The 15,031-nt window shown below is 55.8% G+C and carries 18 protein-coding genes; 14 read left to right on the plus strand and 4 right to left on the minus strand.

Annotated features, from left to right (window positions below; all coding sequences use genetic code 11):
* Positions 1–23 precede the first annotated feature (23 nt).
* The 12 genes from APT89_RS06285 (at position 24) to hisP (ending at position 10,964) form a co-directional block, all read left to right on the plus strand.
* Complete coding sequence (locus tag APT89_RS06285; protein WP_008502599.1) at positions 24–683, plus strand: DedA family protein; 660 nt, start codon at positions 24–26, stop codon at positions 681–683.
* Between the two features lie 154 nt (positions 684–837).
* Positions 838–1,743 (plus strand): acetyl-CoA carboxylase, carboxyltransferase subunit beta, encoded by a 906-nt coding sequence (accD, locus tag APT89_RS06290; RefSeq protein ID WP_003861408.1) that lies wholly within the window; start codon positions 838–840, stop codon positions 1,741–1,743.
* Between the two features lie 70 nt (positions 1,744–1,813).
* Positions 1,814–3,082, plus strand: a complete 1,269-nt coding sequence (gene folC, locus APT89_RS06295) for a bifunctional tetrahydrofolate synthase/dihydrofolate synthase (protein WP_060571942.1) — start codon at positions 1,814–1,816, stop codon at positions 3,080–3,082.
* Positions 3,072–3,764, plus strand: coding sequence for a cell division protein DedD (gene dedD, locus APT89_RS06300; protein WP_045631481.1), 693 nt, complete (start codon positions 3,072–3,074; stop codon positions 3,762–3,764). The genes folC and dedD overlap by 11 nt, the downstream gene beginning before the upstream one ends.
* Positions 3,765–3,928: 164 nt before the next feature.
* Positions 3,929–4,417, plus strand: coding sequence for a colicin V production protein (gene cvpA / locus APT89_RS06305; protein ID WP_000262116.1), 489 nt, complete (start codon positions 3,929–3,931; stop codon positions 4,415–4,417).
* A 33-nt stretch (positions 4,418–4,450) separates the two neighbouring features.
* A complete protein-coding gene (purF, locus tag APT89_RS06310; protein ID WP_014884664.1) occupies positions 4,451–5,968 on the plus strand; it encodes an amidophosphoribosyltransferase in 1,518 nt (505 codons plus the stop codon).
* Between the two features lie 88 nt (positions 5,969–6,056).
* On the plus strand, positions 6,057–6,626 hold the full coding sequence (locus tag APT89_RS06315; RefSeq protein WP_048958028.1) for a UbiX family flavin prenyltransferase: 570 nt from the start codon (positions 6,057–6,059) through the stop codon (positions 6,624–6,626).
* Between the two features lie 290 nt (positions 6,627–6,916).
* The gene (argT, locus tag APT89_RS06320; protein WP_028013956.1) at positions 6,917–7,699 is read left to right on the plus strand and encodes a lysine/arginine/ornithine ABC transporter substrate-binding protein ArgT; all 783 of its coding nucleotides are present in this window, start codon (positions 6,917–6,919) and stop codon (positions 7,697–7,699) included.
* Between the two features lie 213 nt (positions 7,700–7,912).
* Entirely contained in the window at positions 7,913–8,695 is a 783-nt protein-coding gene (gene hisJ / locus APT89_RS06325; protein ID WP_060571943.1) for a histidine ABC transporter substrate-binding protein HisJ, read from the plus strand.
* A gap of 87 nt (positions 8,696–8,782) precedes the next feature.
* Positions 8,783–9,469 carry a histidine ABC transporter permease HisQ gene (locus tag APT89_RS06330; RefSeq protein ID WP_028013954.1) on the plus strand — a complete coding sequence of 229 codons (687 nt, stop codon included), beginning with the start codon at positions 8,783–8,785 and terminating at the stop codon, positions 9,467–9,469.
* Positions 9,466–10,182: an ABC transporter permease gene (locus APT89_RS06335; protein ID WP_028013953.1), complete on the plus strand. Its 717-nt coding sequence runs from the start codon at positions 9,466–9,468 to the stop codon at positions 10,180–10,182. Before APT89_RS06330 ends, APT89_RS06335 begins: the two co-directional genes overlap by 4 nt.
* An 8-nt stretch (positions 10,183–10,190) precedes the next feature.
* Positions 10,191–10,964: a histidine ABC transporter ATP-binding protein HisP gene (gene hisP / locus APT89_RS06340; protein ID WP_010433274.1), complete on the plus strand. Its 774-nt coding sequence runs from the start codon at positions 10,191–10,193 to the stop codon at positions 10,962–10,964.
* A 99-nt stretch (positions 10,965–11,063) separates the two neighbouring features.
* Here the strand turns inward: hisP and APT89_RS06345 are convergent, their stop codons facing one another.
* The 4 genes from APT89_RS06345 to yfcG form a co-directional block, all read right to left on the minus strand.
* Positions 11,064–11,573, minus strand: coding sequence for a GNAT family N-acetyltransferase (locus APT89_RS06345; RefSeq protein ID WP_060571944.1), 510 nt, complete (start codon positions 11,571–11,573; stop codon positions 11,064–11,066).
* A 44-nt stretch (positions 11,574–11,617) separates the two neighbouring features.
* The gene (locus APT89_RS06350) at positions 11,618–12,511 is read right to left on the minus strand and encodes a TIGR01777 family oxidoreductase (protein WP_028013951.1); all 894 of its coding nucleotides are present in this window, start codon (positions 12,509–12,511) and stop codon (positions 11,618–11,620) included.
* A gap of 13 nt (positions 12,512–12,524) precedes the next feature.
* Entirely contained in the window at positions 12,525–12,893 is a 369-nt protein-coding gene (folX, locus tag APT89_RS06355; protein WP_028013950.1) for a dihydroneopterin triphosphate 2'-epimerase, read from the minus strand.
* Positions 12,894–12,968: 75 nt separating this feature from the next.
* Positions 12,969–13,598: a GSH-dependent disulfide bond oxidoreductase gene (gene yfcG / locus APT89_RS06360; protein WP_028013949.1), complete on the minus strand. Its 630-nt coding sequence runs from the start codon at positions 13,596–13,598 to the stop codon at positions 12,969–12,971.
* Positions 13,599–13,738: 140 nt separating this feature from the next.
* Here yfcG and yfcF point away from each other — a divergent pair, with 140 nt between their 5' ends.
* Both yfcF and yfcE read left to right on the plus strand, forming a co-directional pair.
* Positions 13,739–14,383: a glutathione transferase gene (gene yfcF, locus APT89_RS06365; RefSeq protein WP_041908907.1), complete on the plus strand. Its 645-nt coding sequence runs from the start codon at positions 13,739–13,741 to the stop codon at positions 14,381–14,383.
* Between the two features lie 55 nt (positions 14,384–14,438).
* Positions 14,439–14,990, plus strand: a complete 552-nt coding sequence (gene yfcE, locus APT89_RS06370; RefSeq protein WP_060571945.1) for a phosphodiesterase — start codon at positions 14,439–14,441, stop codon at positions 14,988–14,990.
* Positions 14,991–15,031: the final 41 nt, after the last annotated feature.

A 15,031-nucleotide genomic window follows, 5' to 3' on the forward strand; every position in this document is an offset into this window, starting at 1 on the left:
GGTGCAATTAAGGCTTAGACAATATGGACGTAATACGTTTTCTGATTGATTTCATTCTGCATATTGATGTTCACCTGGCGGAGCTGGTCGCGCAGTACGGCGTCTGGGTTTACGCCATTCTGTTCCTGATTCTGTTCTGTGAAACCGGTCTGGTCGTTACCCCGTTCCTGCCGGGAGACTCGCTGCTGTTTGTGGCCGGTGCGTTGTCGGCGCTGCCCACCAATGATTTGAACGTGCATCTGATGGTGGTGTTGATGGTGATTGCCGCAATTGTCGGGGATGCGGTCAACTATACGATTGGCCGGGTGTTCGGTGAGCGGTTGTTCAGTAATCCGGACTCGAAAATTTTCCGCCGCAGCTATTTAGACAAGACCCATGCCTTCTATGAACGTCATGGTGGAAAAACCATTATCCTTGCGCGTTTTGTGCCTATTGTGCGCACATTTGCGCCGTTTGTGGCGGGAATGGGCCATATGTCCTATCGTCATTTTGCAATGTATAACGTGGTGGGCGCACTGCTTTGGGTGTTGCTCTTTACCTATGCAGGCTATCTGTTTGGCGACTTGCCGGTGGTTCAGGAAAACCTTAAGTTACTGATTGTAGCGATTATTGTGCTTTCCGTACTGCCTGGCGTGATTGAAATTATTCGTCACAAACGCGCGGCAGCAAAGCAAGCGAAGTAAATGCACGCTGGCGGTTCGACCACTTTTTTATCCAAAGTTTCGGGCTGTTATGTTTTAATGTGCAACATTCATGGTCTGTTGGAGGCAAAAATGGCATTATTCGCCTCTTATAGCAAAACTGGCATACGACCAGGTTCAGGCAGAAAGGTTATCAATGAGCTGGATTGAACGAATTAAAAGCAACATTACCCCGACGCGCAAAGCGAGCATTCCTGAAGGGGTATGGACGAAGTGTGATAGCTGCGGCCAGGTTCTGTATCGCGCAGAACTGGAACGCAATCTCGAGGTGTGTCCGAAGTGTGACCACCACATGCGTATGTCGGCGCGCAACCGCCTGCATAGCCTGCTGGACGAAGGTTCTCTGGTAGAACTGGGCAGCGAGCTTGAGCCAAAAGACGTGCTGAAGTTCCGCGATTCCAAAAAATACAAAGATCGTCTGGCCTCTGCACAGAAAGAGACCGGCGAGAAAGACGCGCTGATCGTCATGAAAGGCACCCTGCACGAGATGCCGGTGGTTGCTGCTGCGTTTGAGTTCTCCTTTATGGGCGGCTCAATGGGCTCCGTGGTCGGCGCGCGTTTCGTGCGTGCCGTTGAGCAGGCGCTGGAAGACAACTGTCCGCTGATCTGCTTCTCCGCCTCCGGTGGTGCGCGTATGCAGGAAGCGCTGATGTCCCTGATGCAGATGGCGAAAACCTCTGCGGCGCTGGCGAAAATGCAGGAGCGCGGTCTGCCGTACATCTCCGTGCTGACCGACCCAACCATGGGTGGCGTCTCCGCAAGCTTCGCGATGCTGGGTGACCTGAACATCGCTGAGCCAAAAGCGCTGATCGGCTTTGCTGGTCCTCGCGTCATCGAGCAGACCGTTCGTGAAAAACTGCCGCCGGGCTTCCAGCGCAGTGAGTTCCTCATTGAGAAAGGCGCTATCGATATGATCGTCCGCCGTCCGGAAATGCGCCTGAAACTGGCCAGCATTCTGGCGAAGCTGATGAATCTGCCAGCGCCTAACCCGGATGAGCCGCGCGAAGGCGTGGTGGTACCGGATCAGGAACCCGAGGCCTGATAACTGAAAAGGGCAGGGCCAGATGGCGCTGCCCTTTTGCTTTATAACCTGTTAATGACAACCGGGCATTATGGAAAATAAAAGCATTCCCCAAGCCACGTCGCCCCTGGCCGCGTGGCTTTCTTATCTGGAAAACCTGCACAGTAAAACCATCGATATGGGCCTTGAGCGCGTAAGCCAGGTTGCCGCGCGTCTCGACGTGCTGAAACCGGCTCCGTTCGTGTTCACCGTTGCAGGTACTAACGGTAAAGGGACGACCTGCCGCACGCTGGAGTCAGTCCTGATGGCGGCGGGGTACAAGGTTGGCGTTTTCAGCTCACCGCATCTGGTGCGCTATACCGAGCGCGTGCGGGTGCAGAACACCGAGCTGGCGGAATCTGCCCATACGGCATCGTTCGCGGCTATCGAAGCGGCGCGCGGGGAAACCTCATTAACCTATTTTGAATACGGCACCCTGTCGGCGCTGTGGCTGTTCAAACAGGCGCAGCTGGACGTGGTGATCCTGGAAGTGGGGCTGGGCGGGCGTCTGGATGCCACCAATATGGTGGATGCGGACGTGGCGGTAGTCGCCAGCATCGCGCTGGATCATACCGACTGGCTGGGCCCGGACCGTGAAAGCATTGGCCGCGAGAAGGCCGGTATTTTCCGGGCGAATAAGCCCGCCGTGGTGGGCGAGCCGGACATGCCGCATACCATTGACGACGTGGCGAAAGAGAAGGGCGCACATCTGTTGCGCCGAGGCGTTGACTGGCAGTATGAGGTGCAGGGCAACGGCTGGCGCTTCAGCGATGCGCAGGGCGTGCTGGAGAATCTGCCGCTGCCGCAGGTACCGCAGCCGAACGCGGCAACCGCGCTGGCGGCACTGCGCGCCAGCGGATTAGCTGTAAGTGAGCAGGCGATCCGTGACGGCATTCAGAATGCGCTGCTGCCGGGTCGTTTCCAGATAGTCAGCGAGTCACCGCGTCTGATTCTGGATGTGGCGCACAACCCGCATGCGGCGGCGTATCTCGCAGGACGTCTCAAATCGTTACCAAAAACCGGGCGCGTGCTGGCGGTTATCGGTATGCTTCATGATAAAGATATCGGCGGCACGCTGGCCTGCATGGAGAGTGTGGTCGATAGCTGGTATTGTGCTCCTCTGGAGGGGCCGCGCGGTGCGACTGCTGAGCAGTTGATGGAACATCTCGGTAAAGGTGCAATCTACAGTAGCGTGGCGCAGGCCTGGCATGCCGCGATGGCGGATGCAAAACCAGAAGATACCGTGCTGGTGTGTGGCTCTTTCCACACGGTAGCACATGTCATGGAAGTGATGGACGCGGGGAGAACCGGTGGCGAGTAAGTTTCAGAACCGTTTAACAGGAACCATTGTGCTGGTCGCGCTCGGGGTGATTATTCTTCCCGGGCTGCTCGACGGGCAGAAAAAACATTATCAGGACGAGTTTGCAGCCATTCCGCTGGTGCCGAAGCCGGGCGACCGCGATGAGCCGGATATGCTGCCTGCGGCGACTCAGGCGCTGCCTGCTCAGCCGCCTGAAGGGGCGGCGGAAGAAGTTCGCGCGGGCGATGCCGCTGCACCGTCACTCGACCCGTCGCGTCTGGCGGCGAATAACAACATCGAGATCGATCCGGTACCGGTAGAGAAGCCTAAGCCTGCTGAAAAACCGAAGCCGGTAGAGAAACCGCAGCCGAAGCCTCAGCAACAGCGAGATAAAGCAGCAGAGCAGCTTGCTGCAGCGTCTGAAACTCCACCACCTGCGAAGCAAGACGCAGCGCCGACCGGCAAAGCCTACGTTGTGCAGCTGGGGGCGCTGAAAAACGCCGATAAAGTCAACGAGGTTGTGGGTAAACTGCGCAGCGCGGGCTATCGCGTTTACACTTCACCTTCCACGCCGGTACAGGGTAAAATTACCCGTATCCTCGTGGGGCCGGAGGCGTCGAAAGACAAGCTGAAAGGGTCGCTGGGCGAGCTGAAGCAGATCTCCGGGCTGAGTGGTGTGGTGATGAGCTACAGCGCGAACTAAGTACGACCTGCTCCTTTAGAGAGAGGCGATAAGCCACGGCGTTGAACATTTTTTCAGCGCCTTTTTTATTTACGCGCGGGAAGGAAATCCCTACGCAAACGTTTTCTTTTTCTGTTAGAATTCGCCCCGAACTGGATGACAGGGCGTTTAATCGTGGGACACATATGGTCTGGATTGATTACGCCATCATTGCGGTGATTGGTTTTTCCTGTCTGGTTAGCCTGATCCGTGGCTTTGTTCGTGAAGCGTTATCGCTGGTAACCTGGGGTTGTGCTTTCTTTGTTGCCAGTCATTACTACACTTACCTGTCTGTCTGGTTCACGGGCTTTGAAGATGAACTGGTCCGAAATGGAATCGCCATCGCGGTGCTGTTTATCGCGACGCTGATTGTCGGCGCTATCGTGAATTACGTGATAGGTCAGCTGGTCGAGAAAACCGGTCTGTCAGGAACGGACAGGGTACTCGGGATCTGTTTCGGGGCATTACGAGGCGTGCTGATTGTGGCCGCGATCCTGTTCTTCCTGGATACCTTCACCGGGTTCTCCAAAAGCGAAGACTGGCAAAAATCGCAGCTCATTCCAGAGTTCAGCTTCATCATCAGATGGTTCTTTGACTATCTGCAAAGCTCGTCGAGTTTTTTGCCCAGGGCATAAACCCTGAGATGTGGCTTAACGAGGAAAAGACGAATGTGCGGTATTGTCGGTATCGCCGGTTTCATGCCGGTAAACCAGTCGATTTATGACGCGTTAACGGTGCTTCAGCACCGTGGGCAGGATGCTGCGGGTATCATCACCATTGATGCAAACAACTGCTTCCGTTTACGTAAGGCCAATGGCCTGGTAAACGATGTGTTTGAAGCCCGCCATATGCAGCGTCTGCAAGGTAATATGGGGATCGGTCACGTTCGTTATCCTACTGCTGGCAGTTCCAGCGCCTCTGAGGCACAGCCTTTCTACGTCAACTCACCGTATGGCATCACGCTTGCCCATAACGGCAACCTGACCAACGCTCATGAGCTGCGTAAGAAGCTGTTCGAAGAGAAACGTCGCCACATTAACACCACCTCTGATTCAGAAATCCTGCTCAATGTGTTCGCCAGCGAGCTGGATAACTTCCGTCACTACCCGCTGGAAGCAGACAATATCTTCGCTGCCATTGCCGCGACCAACCGCCAGATCCGCGGTGCGTACGCCTGCGTGGCGATGATCATCGGTCACGGCATGGTCGCCTTCCGCGATCCAAACGGCATTCGTCCGCTGGTGCTGGGCAAGCGCGACCTCGGCGATGGCCGTACCGAATATATGGTTGCCTCTGAGAGCGTGGCGCTGGATACCCTGGGCTTCGAATTCCTGCGCGACGTTGCGCCGGGCGAAGCGGTGTATATCACCGAGAAGGGCCAGCTGTTCACCCGGCAGTGTGCCGACAACCCGGTCAGCAACCCGTGCCTGTTTGAATACGTCTATTTTGCCCGTCCGGATTCGTTCATCGACAAGATTTCCGTCTACAGCGCGCGCGTCAATATGGGCACGAAGCTCGGCGAGAAGATTGCCCGCGAGTGGGACGATCTCGACATCGACGTGGTGATTCCTATCCCGGAAACCTCCTGCGATATCGCCCTGGAGATCGCCCGCATTCTGGACAAGCCGTACCGTCAGGGCTTCGTGAAGAACCGCTACGTTGGCCGCACGTTTATCATGCCGGGCCAGCACCTGCGCCGTAAGTCCGTGCGCCGCAAGCTGAACGCCAACCGCGCGGAATTCCGCGACAAAAACGTTCTGCTGGTGGATGACTCCATCGTTCGTGGCACCACCTCTGAGCAGATTATCGAGATGGCGCGCGAAGCGGGTGCGAAGAAAGTCTACCTGGCATCTGCCGCGCCGGAGATTCGCTTCCCGAACGTGTACGGCATTGATATGCCAACCGCCAACGAGCTGATTGCTCACGGCCGTGAAGTGGATGAGATTCGCCAGATCATCGGTGCCGACGGCCTGATTTTCCAGGATCTCAACGATCTCATCGACGCGGTGCGCGCCGAGAATCCGGAGATTCAGCAGTTCGAATGCTCCGTGTTCAATGGCGTCTACGTGACGAAAGACGTTGACCAGCAGTACCTCGACTACCTTGATTCGCTGCGCAACGACGATGCGAAAGCCGTTCAGCTGCAAAACGATCTCGAAAGCTTAGAGATGCACAACGAAGGTTAATCTCTCCGCAGGTGAGGGCGCTCGCCCTCACTTGCAACTCCCCGCAAAATCCTGCACAGTCAGCCCAGAATTCAGCAAGGGCGAAATCATGAAACGACTCATAATAGGCATCAGCGGTGCCAGCGGCGCGATTTACGGCGTACGCCTGCTACAGGTTTTGCGTAACGTGGCAGAAGTGGAAACGCATCTGGTGATGAGCCAGGCGGCGCGGCAAACCCTCTCCCTTGAAACGGATCTCTCCCTGCGCGATGTCCAGGCGCTGGCGGACGTGGTTCACGATGCCCGCGATATCGCCGCCAGCATCTCCTCAGGCTCGTTTAAAACCGCCGGTATGGTGATCCTGCCCTGTTCAATCAAAACGCTCTCCGGGATTGTGAACAGCTATACCGACACGCTGGTAACGCGCGCGGCGGACGTGGTGCTGAAGGAGCGCCGCCCGCTGGTGCTCTGCGTGCGGGAAACGCCGCTGCACCTGGGCCATCTGCGCCTCATGACCCAGGCCGCCGAGCTGGGCGCAGTGATCATGCCGCCGGTGCCGGCGTTCTATCACCGACCTCAGTCGCTGGACGATGTGATTAATCAGACCGTCAATCGCGTGCTGGATCAGTTTGACATCGACCTGCCCGAAGACCTCTTCACCCGCTGGCAGGGAGCCTGATTCTGTGCACAAATGCTGTGCATGAAAAGAGACGTTGCCCTGTTTCAGGGCAATTATGCAACGGCGATCATATCCTCGACATTTAATTCGCTTTTTCCCTTTTTCTCTTTCCGGTTCGTTCGGCAGACCTGCTATCTTTCACCATTAAGGCAATATCGCAACGTTTTATTAACATATTTAACGTCGAACTTTTGACCAGACGGCAATGTGGCATAAGACCTGCAAGAGAAGCCTGCAACACAACACACAACACAATACATAATAAAATCACGGTACTTGAGGGTAAATGTATGAAGAAGACGGTTCTGGCTCTGTCTTTGCTGGTGGGGTTAAGTGCGGCGGCAGGTAGCTACGCAGCGCTTCCACAGACGGTTCGTATCGGTACAGACGCAACCTACGCGCCATTCTCTTCCAAGGATGCGAAAGGCGATTTCGTGGGGTTTGATATCGATCTGGGAAATGAAATGTGCAAACGTATGGAAGTGAAATGCACATGGGTGGGCAGCGACTTCGACGCGTTAATCCCGTCGCTGAAGGCAAAGAAAATCGACGCCATTATCTCTTCTCTCTCCATCACCGAAAAACGCCAGCAGGAGATTGCCTTCTCTGACAAGCTCTACGCTGCGGATTCGCGTCTGATTGCCGCGAAAGGTTCCCCGATCCAGCCGACCATCGACTCGCTGAAAGGCAAGCATGTGGGCGTGCTCCAGGGCTCAACCCAGGAAGGTTACGCGAATGCCAACTGGCGCGAGAAGGGCGTCGACGTGGTGGCTTACCAGAACCAGGATCTGATCTACTCTGACCTGGCGGCAGGCCGTCTGGATGCCGCATTCCAGGATGAAGTCGCGGCGAGCGAAGGCTTCCTGAAGCAGCCGGCCGGTAAAGATTACGCCTTTGCGGGCCCGTCCGTGAAAGACAAAAAATACTTTGGTGACGGCACCGGCATCGGCCTGCGTAAGGACGATAAAGAGCTGAAAGCCGCCTTTGACAAAGCATTCACGGAGCTGCGCAAAGACGGTACCTACGACAAACTGGCGAAGAAATACTTCGACTTCAACGTCTACGGTGACTAACGCACCAGCGTGGTGCGTCGCGGGTGTGGGTGATTCAATATGGTGCAATTTGTGCACCATATTGGGTCGCTATGTGCATACTTAAGCATTTATAATGCAAAAATTCCCGTCTGAAAGGCATTATTCTTTGCCTGACAGCGTGGATTAATGGCACATTAACCCCACCCCGTCGTCGTAAAAAAACCGTATGAAGACAGTTTGTTGAGGACAAATATGAAAAAACTCGTGTTGTCATTATCTCTGGTACTGGCCTTTTCCAGCGCCACCGCGGCCTTCGCAGCCATTCCGCAGAAAATTCGTATTGGTACCGATCCAACCTACGCGCCGTTTGAATCGAAGAATTCGAAGGGTGAACTGGTGGGTTTTGACATCGATCTGGCCAATGAGCTGTGCAAACGCATCAAAGCACAGTGTACTTATGTAGAGAACCCGCTGGATGCGCTGATCCCTTCCCTGAAAGCTAAAAAAATAGACGTGATTATGTCCTCGCTTTCCATCACCGAGAAACGTCAGCAGGAGATTGCCTTCACCGACAAGCTCTATGCGGCCGATTCACGTCTGGTAGTGGCTAAGTCTTCTGACATTCAACCGACCCTCGAGTCGCTGAAGGGGAAACGCGTGGGCGTGCTGCAGGGCACCACGCAGGAAACCTACGGTAACGAACACTGGGCGCCGAAGGGGATCGAAATCGTCTCCTATCAGGGCCAGGAAAATATTTACGCAGACCTGACGGCAGGCCGTATTGATGCGGCATTCCAGGATGAAGTCGCGGCAAGCGAAGGTTTCCTGAAAACGCCGGTGGGTAAAGATTATAAGTTCGGCGGTTCGTCCATTAAGGACGAGAAACTCTTTGGCGTGGGCACCGGTATGGGCCTGCGTAAGGAAGACAACGAACTGCGTGAGGCGTTGAACAAAGCGTTTGCTGAAATGCGCGCTGACGGTACCTACGACAAACTGGCGAAAAAGTACTTCGATTTCAATGTGTACGGCGGCTAATCGCTCCGTCAAATAACGTGCGGCCCCTCCCGCTGAGGGAGGGGATAAGACACGGTTTACCACTCACGATACGACAGGGCTCGCGGTATGCTGTACGGATTTTCTGGCGTTATTTTACAGGGCGCGCTTGTCACCCTTGAGCTGGCTATCAGCTCCGTGGTGCTGGCGGTGCTGATAGGTCTGGCGGGCGCAGGGGCGAAGCTTTCGGCAAACAAACCGCTGGCGCTCATTTTCGAAGGCTATACCACGCTCATTCGCGGCGTACCCGATCTGGTGCTGATGCTGCTTATTTTTTACGGCCTGCAGATTGCTCTGAACAGCGTGACGGATGCGATGGGCATGGGACAAATTGATATCGACCCGATGGTGGCCGGTATTATCACCCTCGGTTTTATCTACGGTGCCTACTTCACGGAAACCTTCCGTGGCGCTTACATGGCGGTTCCCAGAGGACACATTGAAGCGGCAACCGCATTTGGTTTTACCTCTTCACAAACGTTTCGCCGGATTATGTTCCCGGCCATGATGCGCTATGCGCTGCCGGGCATCGGTAACAACTGGCAGGTTATCCTCAAAGCGACGGCGCTGGTCTCGCTGCTCGGTCTGGAAGACGTCGTGAAAGCGACTCAGCTGGCGGGCAAGAGCACCTGGGAGCCGTTCTACTTTGCGGTGGTCTGCGGCGCGATCTATCTGGTCTTTACGACCGTCTCCAATGGTGTGCTGCTTCTGCTCGAGCGTCGCTACTCCGTGGGTGTGAAGAGGGCTGACCTGTGATTGAGATTATTCAGGAATACTGGAAATCCCTGCTGTGGACGGATGGCTACCGCTTTACCGGCGTGGCGATCACGCTCTGGCTGCTGATTTCTTCCGTGGTGATGGGCGGCATTCTGGCGGTGTTTCTCGCCATCGGTCGCGTGTCGAACAATAAATTTATTCAGTTCCCGATTTGGCTGTTTACCTATGTGTTTCGCGGCACGCCGCTGTACGTGCAGCTACTGGTGTTCTATTCGGGGATGTATACGCTGGAGATCGTAAAAGGCACGGAAATGCTGAATGCGTTCTTCCGCAGCGGCCTGAACTGTACGGTGCTGGCGCTAACGCTCAACACCTGCGCCTATACCACCGAGATTTTCGCCGGGGCCATTCGTTCCGTGCCGCACGGTGAGATCGAGGCGGCGCGCGCGTACGGCTTCTCCTCGGTGAAGCTTTACCGCTGCATTATTCTGCCGTCGGCGCTGCGCATTGCGCTACCGGCCTACAGCAATGAAGTGATTTTGATGCTGCACTCCACCGCGCTCGCCTTTACCGCCACGGTGCCGGACCTGCTCAAAATCGCGCGCGATATCAACTCCGCGACCTATCAGCCGTTTACCGCGTTTGGCATTGCGGCGGTGCTCTATTTAATTATCTCTTATGTTCTGATTAGCCTGTTCCGTAAGGCTGAAAAACGCTGGCTGCAGCATATAAAACCTTCTTCGACGCACTGAGAAAGATGATGGCTGAGAACAAATTAAACGTTATTGATTTGCACAAACGCTACGGCGAACATGAAGTGCTGAAAGGGGTGTCGCTGCAGGCTAACGCAGGCGACGTGATCAGTATCATCGGTTCATCCGGCTCGGGTAAAAGTACCTTCCTGCGCTGCATTAACTTCCTCGAAAAGCCGAGCGAAGGCTCGATTGTGGTGAGCGGGCAGAACATCAACCTGGTGCGTGACAAAGACGGCCAGCTGAAGGTGGCGGATAAGCATCAGCTGCGCCTGCTGCGTACGCGCCTGACAATGGTGTTCCAGCATTTCAACCTCTGGAGCCACATGACGGTGCTGGAGAACGTGATGGAAGCGCCGGTTCAGGTGCTCGGTCTAAGCAAGCAAGAAGCCCGGGAACGCGCGGTGAAATACCTGGCGAAAGTGGGTATCGACGAGCGCCAGCAGATGAAGTATCCGGTACATCTTTCCGGCGGCCAGCAGCAGCGTGTCTCTATCGCCCGCGCGCTGGCGATGGAGCCGGAAGTGCTGCTGTTCGACGAACCGACCTCCGCGCTGGACCCGGAACTCGTCGGCGAAGTGCTGCGCATCATGCAGAAGCTGGCCGAAGAGGGCAAAACGATGGTGGTGGTGACGCACGAGATGGGCTTCGCCCGTAACGTCTCGAACCACGTGATTTTCCTGCATCAGGGGAAAATTGAAGAGCAGGGGCACCCTGACGAGGTGCTGGCAAACCCGCAGAGCCCGCGTTTGCAGCAGTTCCTTAAAGGATCTCTGAAATAAAGAGGGCATCAGCCCGCAGTGCAGCCCAATCGCCCGGTGACGCTTCGCTTACCGGGCCTACAAAACCCCAGGCCGGGCAAACGCAGTGCCGCCCGGCATTCAGGCCGCACCACACTCCAGGCGATACACCCAGTCGTCATACCGCACACCGTCAATCTCATACGCCTTTTCAAGCACCTGCGTGCGCACAAACCCGGCTTTCTCAAGCACCTGCACAGACCCGCCGTTGTCCGCCAGCACGTACGCGTTAATCGCCTTCACGGCGGTCTGGTTAAACGCGTAGTCACATACCGCGCGCAGCGCCTCGCTGGCGATGCCTTTTCCCTGCGCAGCAGGCACAACCGTGTAGCCGATGTCCGCCTCTTCACGATTCTCAGGGCTGATTTGCAGGCCGATATCGCCGAGGGGCGTATCTTCATTCAGAAAGCGGATCACGAAGACATGCTCCGCCATCAGGCGTGCGGCAAACACGCGTCGGGTCTCTTTCTCAGGCGCAATCGCGGCCATATAGCGCATAATGTCGCGGTTTTCGCGCAGCGAGCGGAAGAACGCCCAGTCAGAGGGTTCGAAAGGGGTGAGATGAAGCCGGGGAGTGGTGATGGTTGCCATTGTTACGCCATTTCATCGGAACATGGCGTATCACTGTAACATATTCAGCGTACCACATCCCCCAGCGCCTCTTCTAAGTCATACCAGCGAAACGCAAACCCCGCCGCTTCCAGCCGTTTTGGCAGCGCGCGCTGACCGCCCAGCACCAGCACGGACGCTTCGCCCATCAACAGGCGAATCGCCGTCGCAGGCACGCGTAATATCGCCGGGCGATGCAGGGCATGCCCCAGCGCGTGGGCAAACTGTTCATTTCGCACCGGATACGGCGCAACCATGTTAAATGGCCCGCGCAGTTCGTTATCCAGCAGCCATATAATGCCGTTCACCATATCGTCGATATGGATCCAGGCCAGGTACTGTCGCCCGTTGCCGATCGGCCCGCCGAGCCCCAGCCTGAAGGGCGGAAGCATTTTACCCAGAATGCCGCCTTTCGGCGCAAGCACCACGCCGGTACGCAGCAGGCAGACGCGGGTATTATCGCTTTGCGCCGCGCAGGCGATGCGCTCCCACTGGGCGCAGAGTTTATGGGTGAACTCGTTGTGGGGCGGCTCTTCCTCGGTCACCACCACTTCGCCGAGATCGCCGTAATAGCCCGTTGCAGAGCCTGAAATAAGCACCGATGGCGGGGTCTGGCTGTTGCGAATCAGCTCAACCAGCTTCTCGGTGATGTTCCAGCGGCTGCTGCACAACCGCTGTTTCTGCTCTTCGGTCCAGCGCTTATCGGCGATGGGTTCACCCGCAAGGTTGATGACGGCGTCGAAGCCGTCCAGATTCTGCCGATCGGCCAGCCCTTTCCAGATATCGACCCCCGCTCCCAGCACCTGGCGCGCTTTCTCCGGGCTGCGGGTCACTACGGTAATGTCGTGATGCAGCGCCTGCAAACGCGCAATGAGATGGCGCCCAATCAGGCCTGTACCGCCGGTCAGCAGAATCTTCATACAACCTCCAGGTTTACGCCTGGCGTCGCCAGCTTAACGTCATGGAGACGGAGTCGGCATAGCGCAGGGCGTGAAGTTTATCGATCTCTACTTCAGCATAAGTGACCCAGTGATGATCGCGTGCGATATCGAGCACATCCTGGGTTAATTTCTCCAGCAGCGAGAAGCGGTTGTTTTCCACGTACTGGATGATGTTTTTAGTGATCGTGCGGTAGTTCAGCGCGTCATTGATGTCTTCGCTGGCCCGCGCTTTGTCTGCCGGGTAGTGAATCACCACATTAATGACGATATCCTGACGGTTGGCAATCTCTTCCTCTTTGATACCAATGAACGTGCGCAAGCGTAAATTTTTTATACGAATAATAGCGTCTGGCTGTGACATTGCAGGTCTTCTCCGTGTCAGTATTTCCCGCCCATAATACATGAGAGCCTCTCAGCCACCCAGCCTCATAGGTGATTAAACCTGCTGGATTTTTTGCATTGCGCGTTCGGTGGCCGGGCGGGTCCGGATACGCTCAAACCAGTTGTTCACCGCCGGGTAAGACGCTAAGTCAATCCGGTGTTTATCATGCGTATTTACCCACGGCCAGCAGGCGATATCGGCAATGCTGTAATGGTCGCCCCCGAGCCACGGCGTTTTCTCCAGCCGCTGGTTCAGAACGCCGTAAAGACGCTGGGTTTCAACCTGATATCGCTCAATGGCGTAGGGAATGGTCTGCGGCGCGAAGGCGGTGAAGTGGTGGTTCTGCCCCAGCATCGGCCCAAAGCCGCTTGACTGCCAGAAAAGCCACTGCAGAGTGTGGTGACGCTCGCGCAGTTCACCGCTCAGCAGCTTGCCGGTTTTCTCTGCCAGATAAAGCAAAATTTCACCGGATTCAAACAGGCTTAACGGCCTGCCTCCGTCCGCCGGCTGGCTATCAATAATGGCCGGAATTTTATTGTTGGGCGAGATAGCCAAAAACACAGGGTTGAACTGTTCGCCTTTGCTGATATCCACGCGGATGATTCTGTAATCCAGTTCGGCTTCTTCGAGAAAGAGGGTGATCTTGTGGCCATTTGGGGTAGGGGCGTAATAAAGGTCAATCATTCTCAACTCCTGTCCATGCGAATAGTGGTGCCATGACAAATGAGTATAGGTGCTTGTTGTAAATCGTGAGTTTTCATCAAGTGACAGCGAAGCAAAGAGATTATATGTTGAGTAAAAACCGATCAGCCGATGAGGATGTTATGAACCAGCCCGTAATTACGTTGTGGTCCGATGCAAATTTCTTTTCTCCCTATGTTATGAGCGTTTACGTCGCGCTGGCCGAAAAGGGGCTCTCTTTTACGCTGAAGACCGTCGATCTCGACGGTGGTGAACACCTCAAACCCCAGTGGCAGGGTTACGACCTGACGCGACGCGTGCCGGTGCTGGAACTGGATGGTTTTGCACTGAGCGAATCCTCGGCGATCGATGAATATCTGGAAGATCGTTTTGCGCCGCCGGAGTGGGAGCGCATCTATCCTCACGATCTGCAAAAGCGCGCCCGCGCCCGGCAGATCCAGGCGTGGCTGCGTAGCGACCTGGTGCCGATTCGCGTCGAGCGCTCCACGGATGTCGTGTTTGCCGGTGTGAAAAAGCCAGCGCTCAGCGCAGAAGGCGTCGATAGCGCGCAAAAGCTGATTGAAACTGCAACCTCGCTGCTCGCTCACGGCAACCCGAACCTGTTCGGTGAATGGTGTATTGCCGATACCGATCTGGCGCTGATGCTGAACCGTTTGATCCTCAACGGCGATGAGATCCCTCAACTGCTGGTGGACTATGCGGCGTTCCAGTGGCAGCGAGCCTCCGTACAGCGCTATGTGGCACTCTCCGCTAAGCGCGCGGGCTGATAAGCCCTGACGCTTCAGGTATGATAAGGGGAGTTTTTTTACCAGGGAGTGACGGATGAAACTGATGTTTGCGTCAGATATCCATGGATCGCTGCCCGCGACCGAGCGAGTGCTTTCTCTGTTTTCGCAAAGCGGGGCCCAATGGCTGGTGATTCTGGGGGATGTGTTAAATCATGGTCCGCGTAATGCGCTGCCGGAAGGCTATGCCCCGGCGCAGGTGGCGGAAAAGCTTAACCCGTTTGCCTCGGGCATTATCGCCGTTCGCGGTAATTGCGACAGCGAAGTCGACCAGATGCTGCTGCATTTTCCCCTTACCGCGCCATGGCAACAGGTTCTGCTGGAAAACAGCCGCCTGTTTCTGACCCACGGACACCTTTTCGGCCCGGATAATCTCCCGGCGCTCACGGCTGGCGATGTCCTGGTTTACGGCCATACTCATATTCCGGTGGCTGAAAAACGCGGTGAGATTTACCACTTTAACCCGGGATCGGTCAGCATCCCGAAAGGCGGGTATCCTGCGAGCTATGGCCTGCTGGATGGAAATACCCTGAGCGTTATCGCACTTAATGATCAGCAAGTTATTGCGCAGGTAGCGATTAATCCGTAAGTTACACCACAACTGCAAACGCGCCGAAAGAGCGCTTAGAC

Origin of the sequence: Enterobacter sp. 50588862 (assembly GCF_001462935.1) — a bacterium.
Lineage (GTDB): Bacteria > Pseudomonadota > Gammaproteobacteria > Enterobacterales > Enterobacteriaceae > Enterobacter > Enterobacter bugandensis.

Excerpts from the sequence above, each read along its gene's own strand:
- APT89_RS06345 (WP_060571944.1), bottom strand. The coding sequence starts at position 11,573 with ATGGCAACCATCACCACTCCCCGGCTTCATCTCACCCCTTTCGAACCC.
- yfcF (WP_041908907.1), top strand. The coding sequence starts at position 13,739 with ATGAACCAGCCCGTAATTACGTTGTGGTCCGATGCAAATTTCTTTTCT.
- cvpA (WP_000262116.1), top strand. The coding sequence starts at position 3,929 with ATGGTCTGGATTGATTACGCCATCATTGCGGTGATTGGTTTTTCCTGT.
- yfcG (WP_028013949.1), bottom strand. The coding sequence starts at position 13,598 with ATGATTGACCTTTATTACGCCCCTACCCCAAATGGCCACAAGATCACC.
- APT89_RS06330 (WP_028013954.1), top strand. The coding sequence starts at position 8,783 with ATGCTGTACGGATTTTCTGGCGTTATTTTACAGGGCGCGCTTGTCACC.
- hisP (WP_010433274.1), top strand. The coding sequence starts at position 10,191 with ATGGCTGAGAACAAATTAAACGTTATTGATTTGCACAAACGCTACGGC.
- argT (WP_028013956.1), top strand. The coding sequence starts at position 6,917 with ATGAAGAAGACGGTTCTGGCTCTGTCTTTGCTGGTGGGGTTAAGTGCG.
- accD (WP_003861408.1), top strand. The coding sequence starts at position 838 with ATGAGCTGGATTGAACGAATTAAAAGCAACATTACCCCGACGCGCAAA.
- APT89_RS06350 (WP_028013951.1), bottom strand. The coding sequence starts at position 12,511 with ATGAAGATTCTGCTGACCGGCGGTACAGGCCTGATTGGGCGCCATCTC.
- yfcE (WP_060571945.1), top strand. The coding sequence starts at position 14,439 with ATGAAACTGATGTTTGCGTCAGATATCCATGGATCGCTGCCCGCGACC.
- APT89_RS06285 (WP_008502599.1), top strand. The coding sequence starts at position 24 with ATGGACGTAATACGTTTTCTGATTGATTTCATTCTGCATATTGATGTT.
- folC (WP_060571942.1), top strand. The coding sequence starts at position 1,814 with ATGGAAAATAAAAGCATTCCCCAAGCCACGTCGCCCCTGGCCGCGTGG.
- APT89_RS06315 (WP_048958028.1), top strand. The coding sequence starts at position 6,057 with ATGAAACGACTCATAATAGGCATCAGCGGTGCCAGCGGCGCGATTTAC.
- hisJ (WP_060571943.1), top strand. The coding sequence starts at position 7,913 with ATGAAAAAACTCGTGTTGTCATTATCTCTGGTACTGGCCTTTTCCAGC.
- folX (WP_028013950.1), bottom strand. The coding sequence starts at position 12,893 with ATGTCACAGCCAGACGCTATTATTCGTATAAAAAATTTACGCTTGCGC.
- purF (WP_014884664.1), top strand. The coding sequence starts at position 4,451 with ATGTGCGGTATTGTCGGTATCGCCGGTTTCATGCCGGTAAACCAGTCG.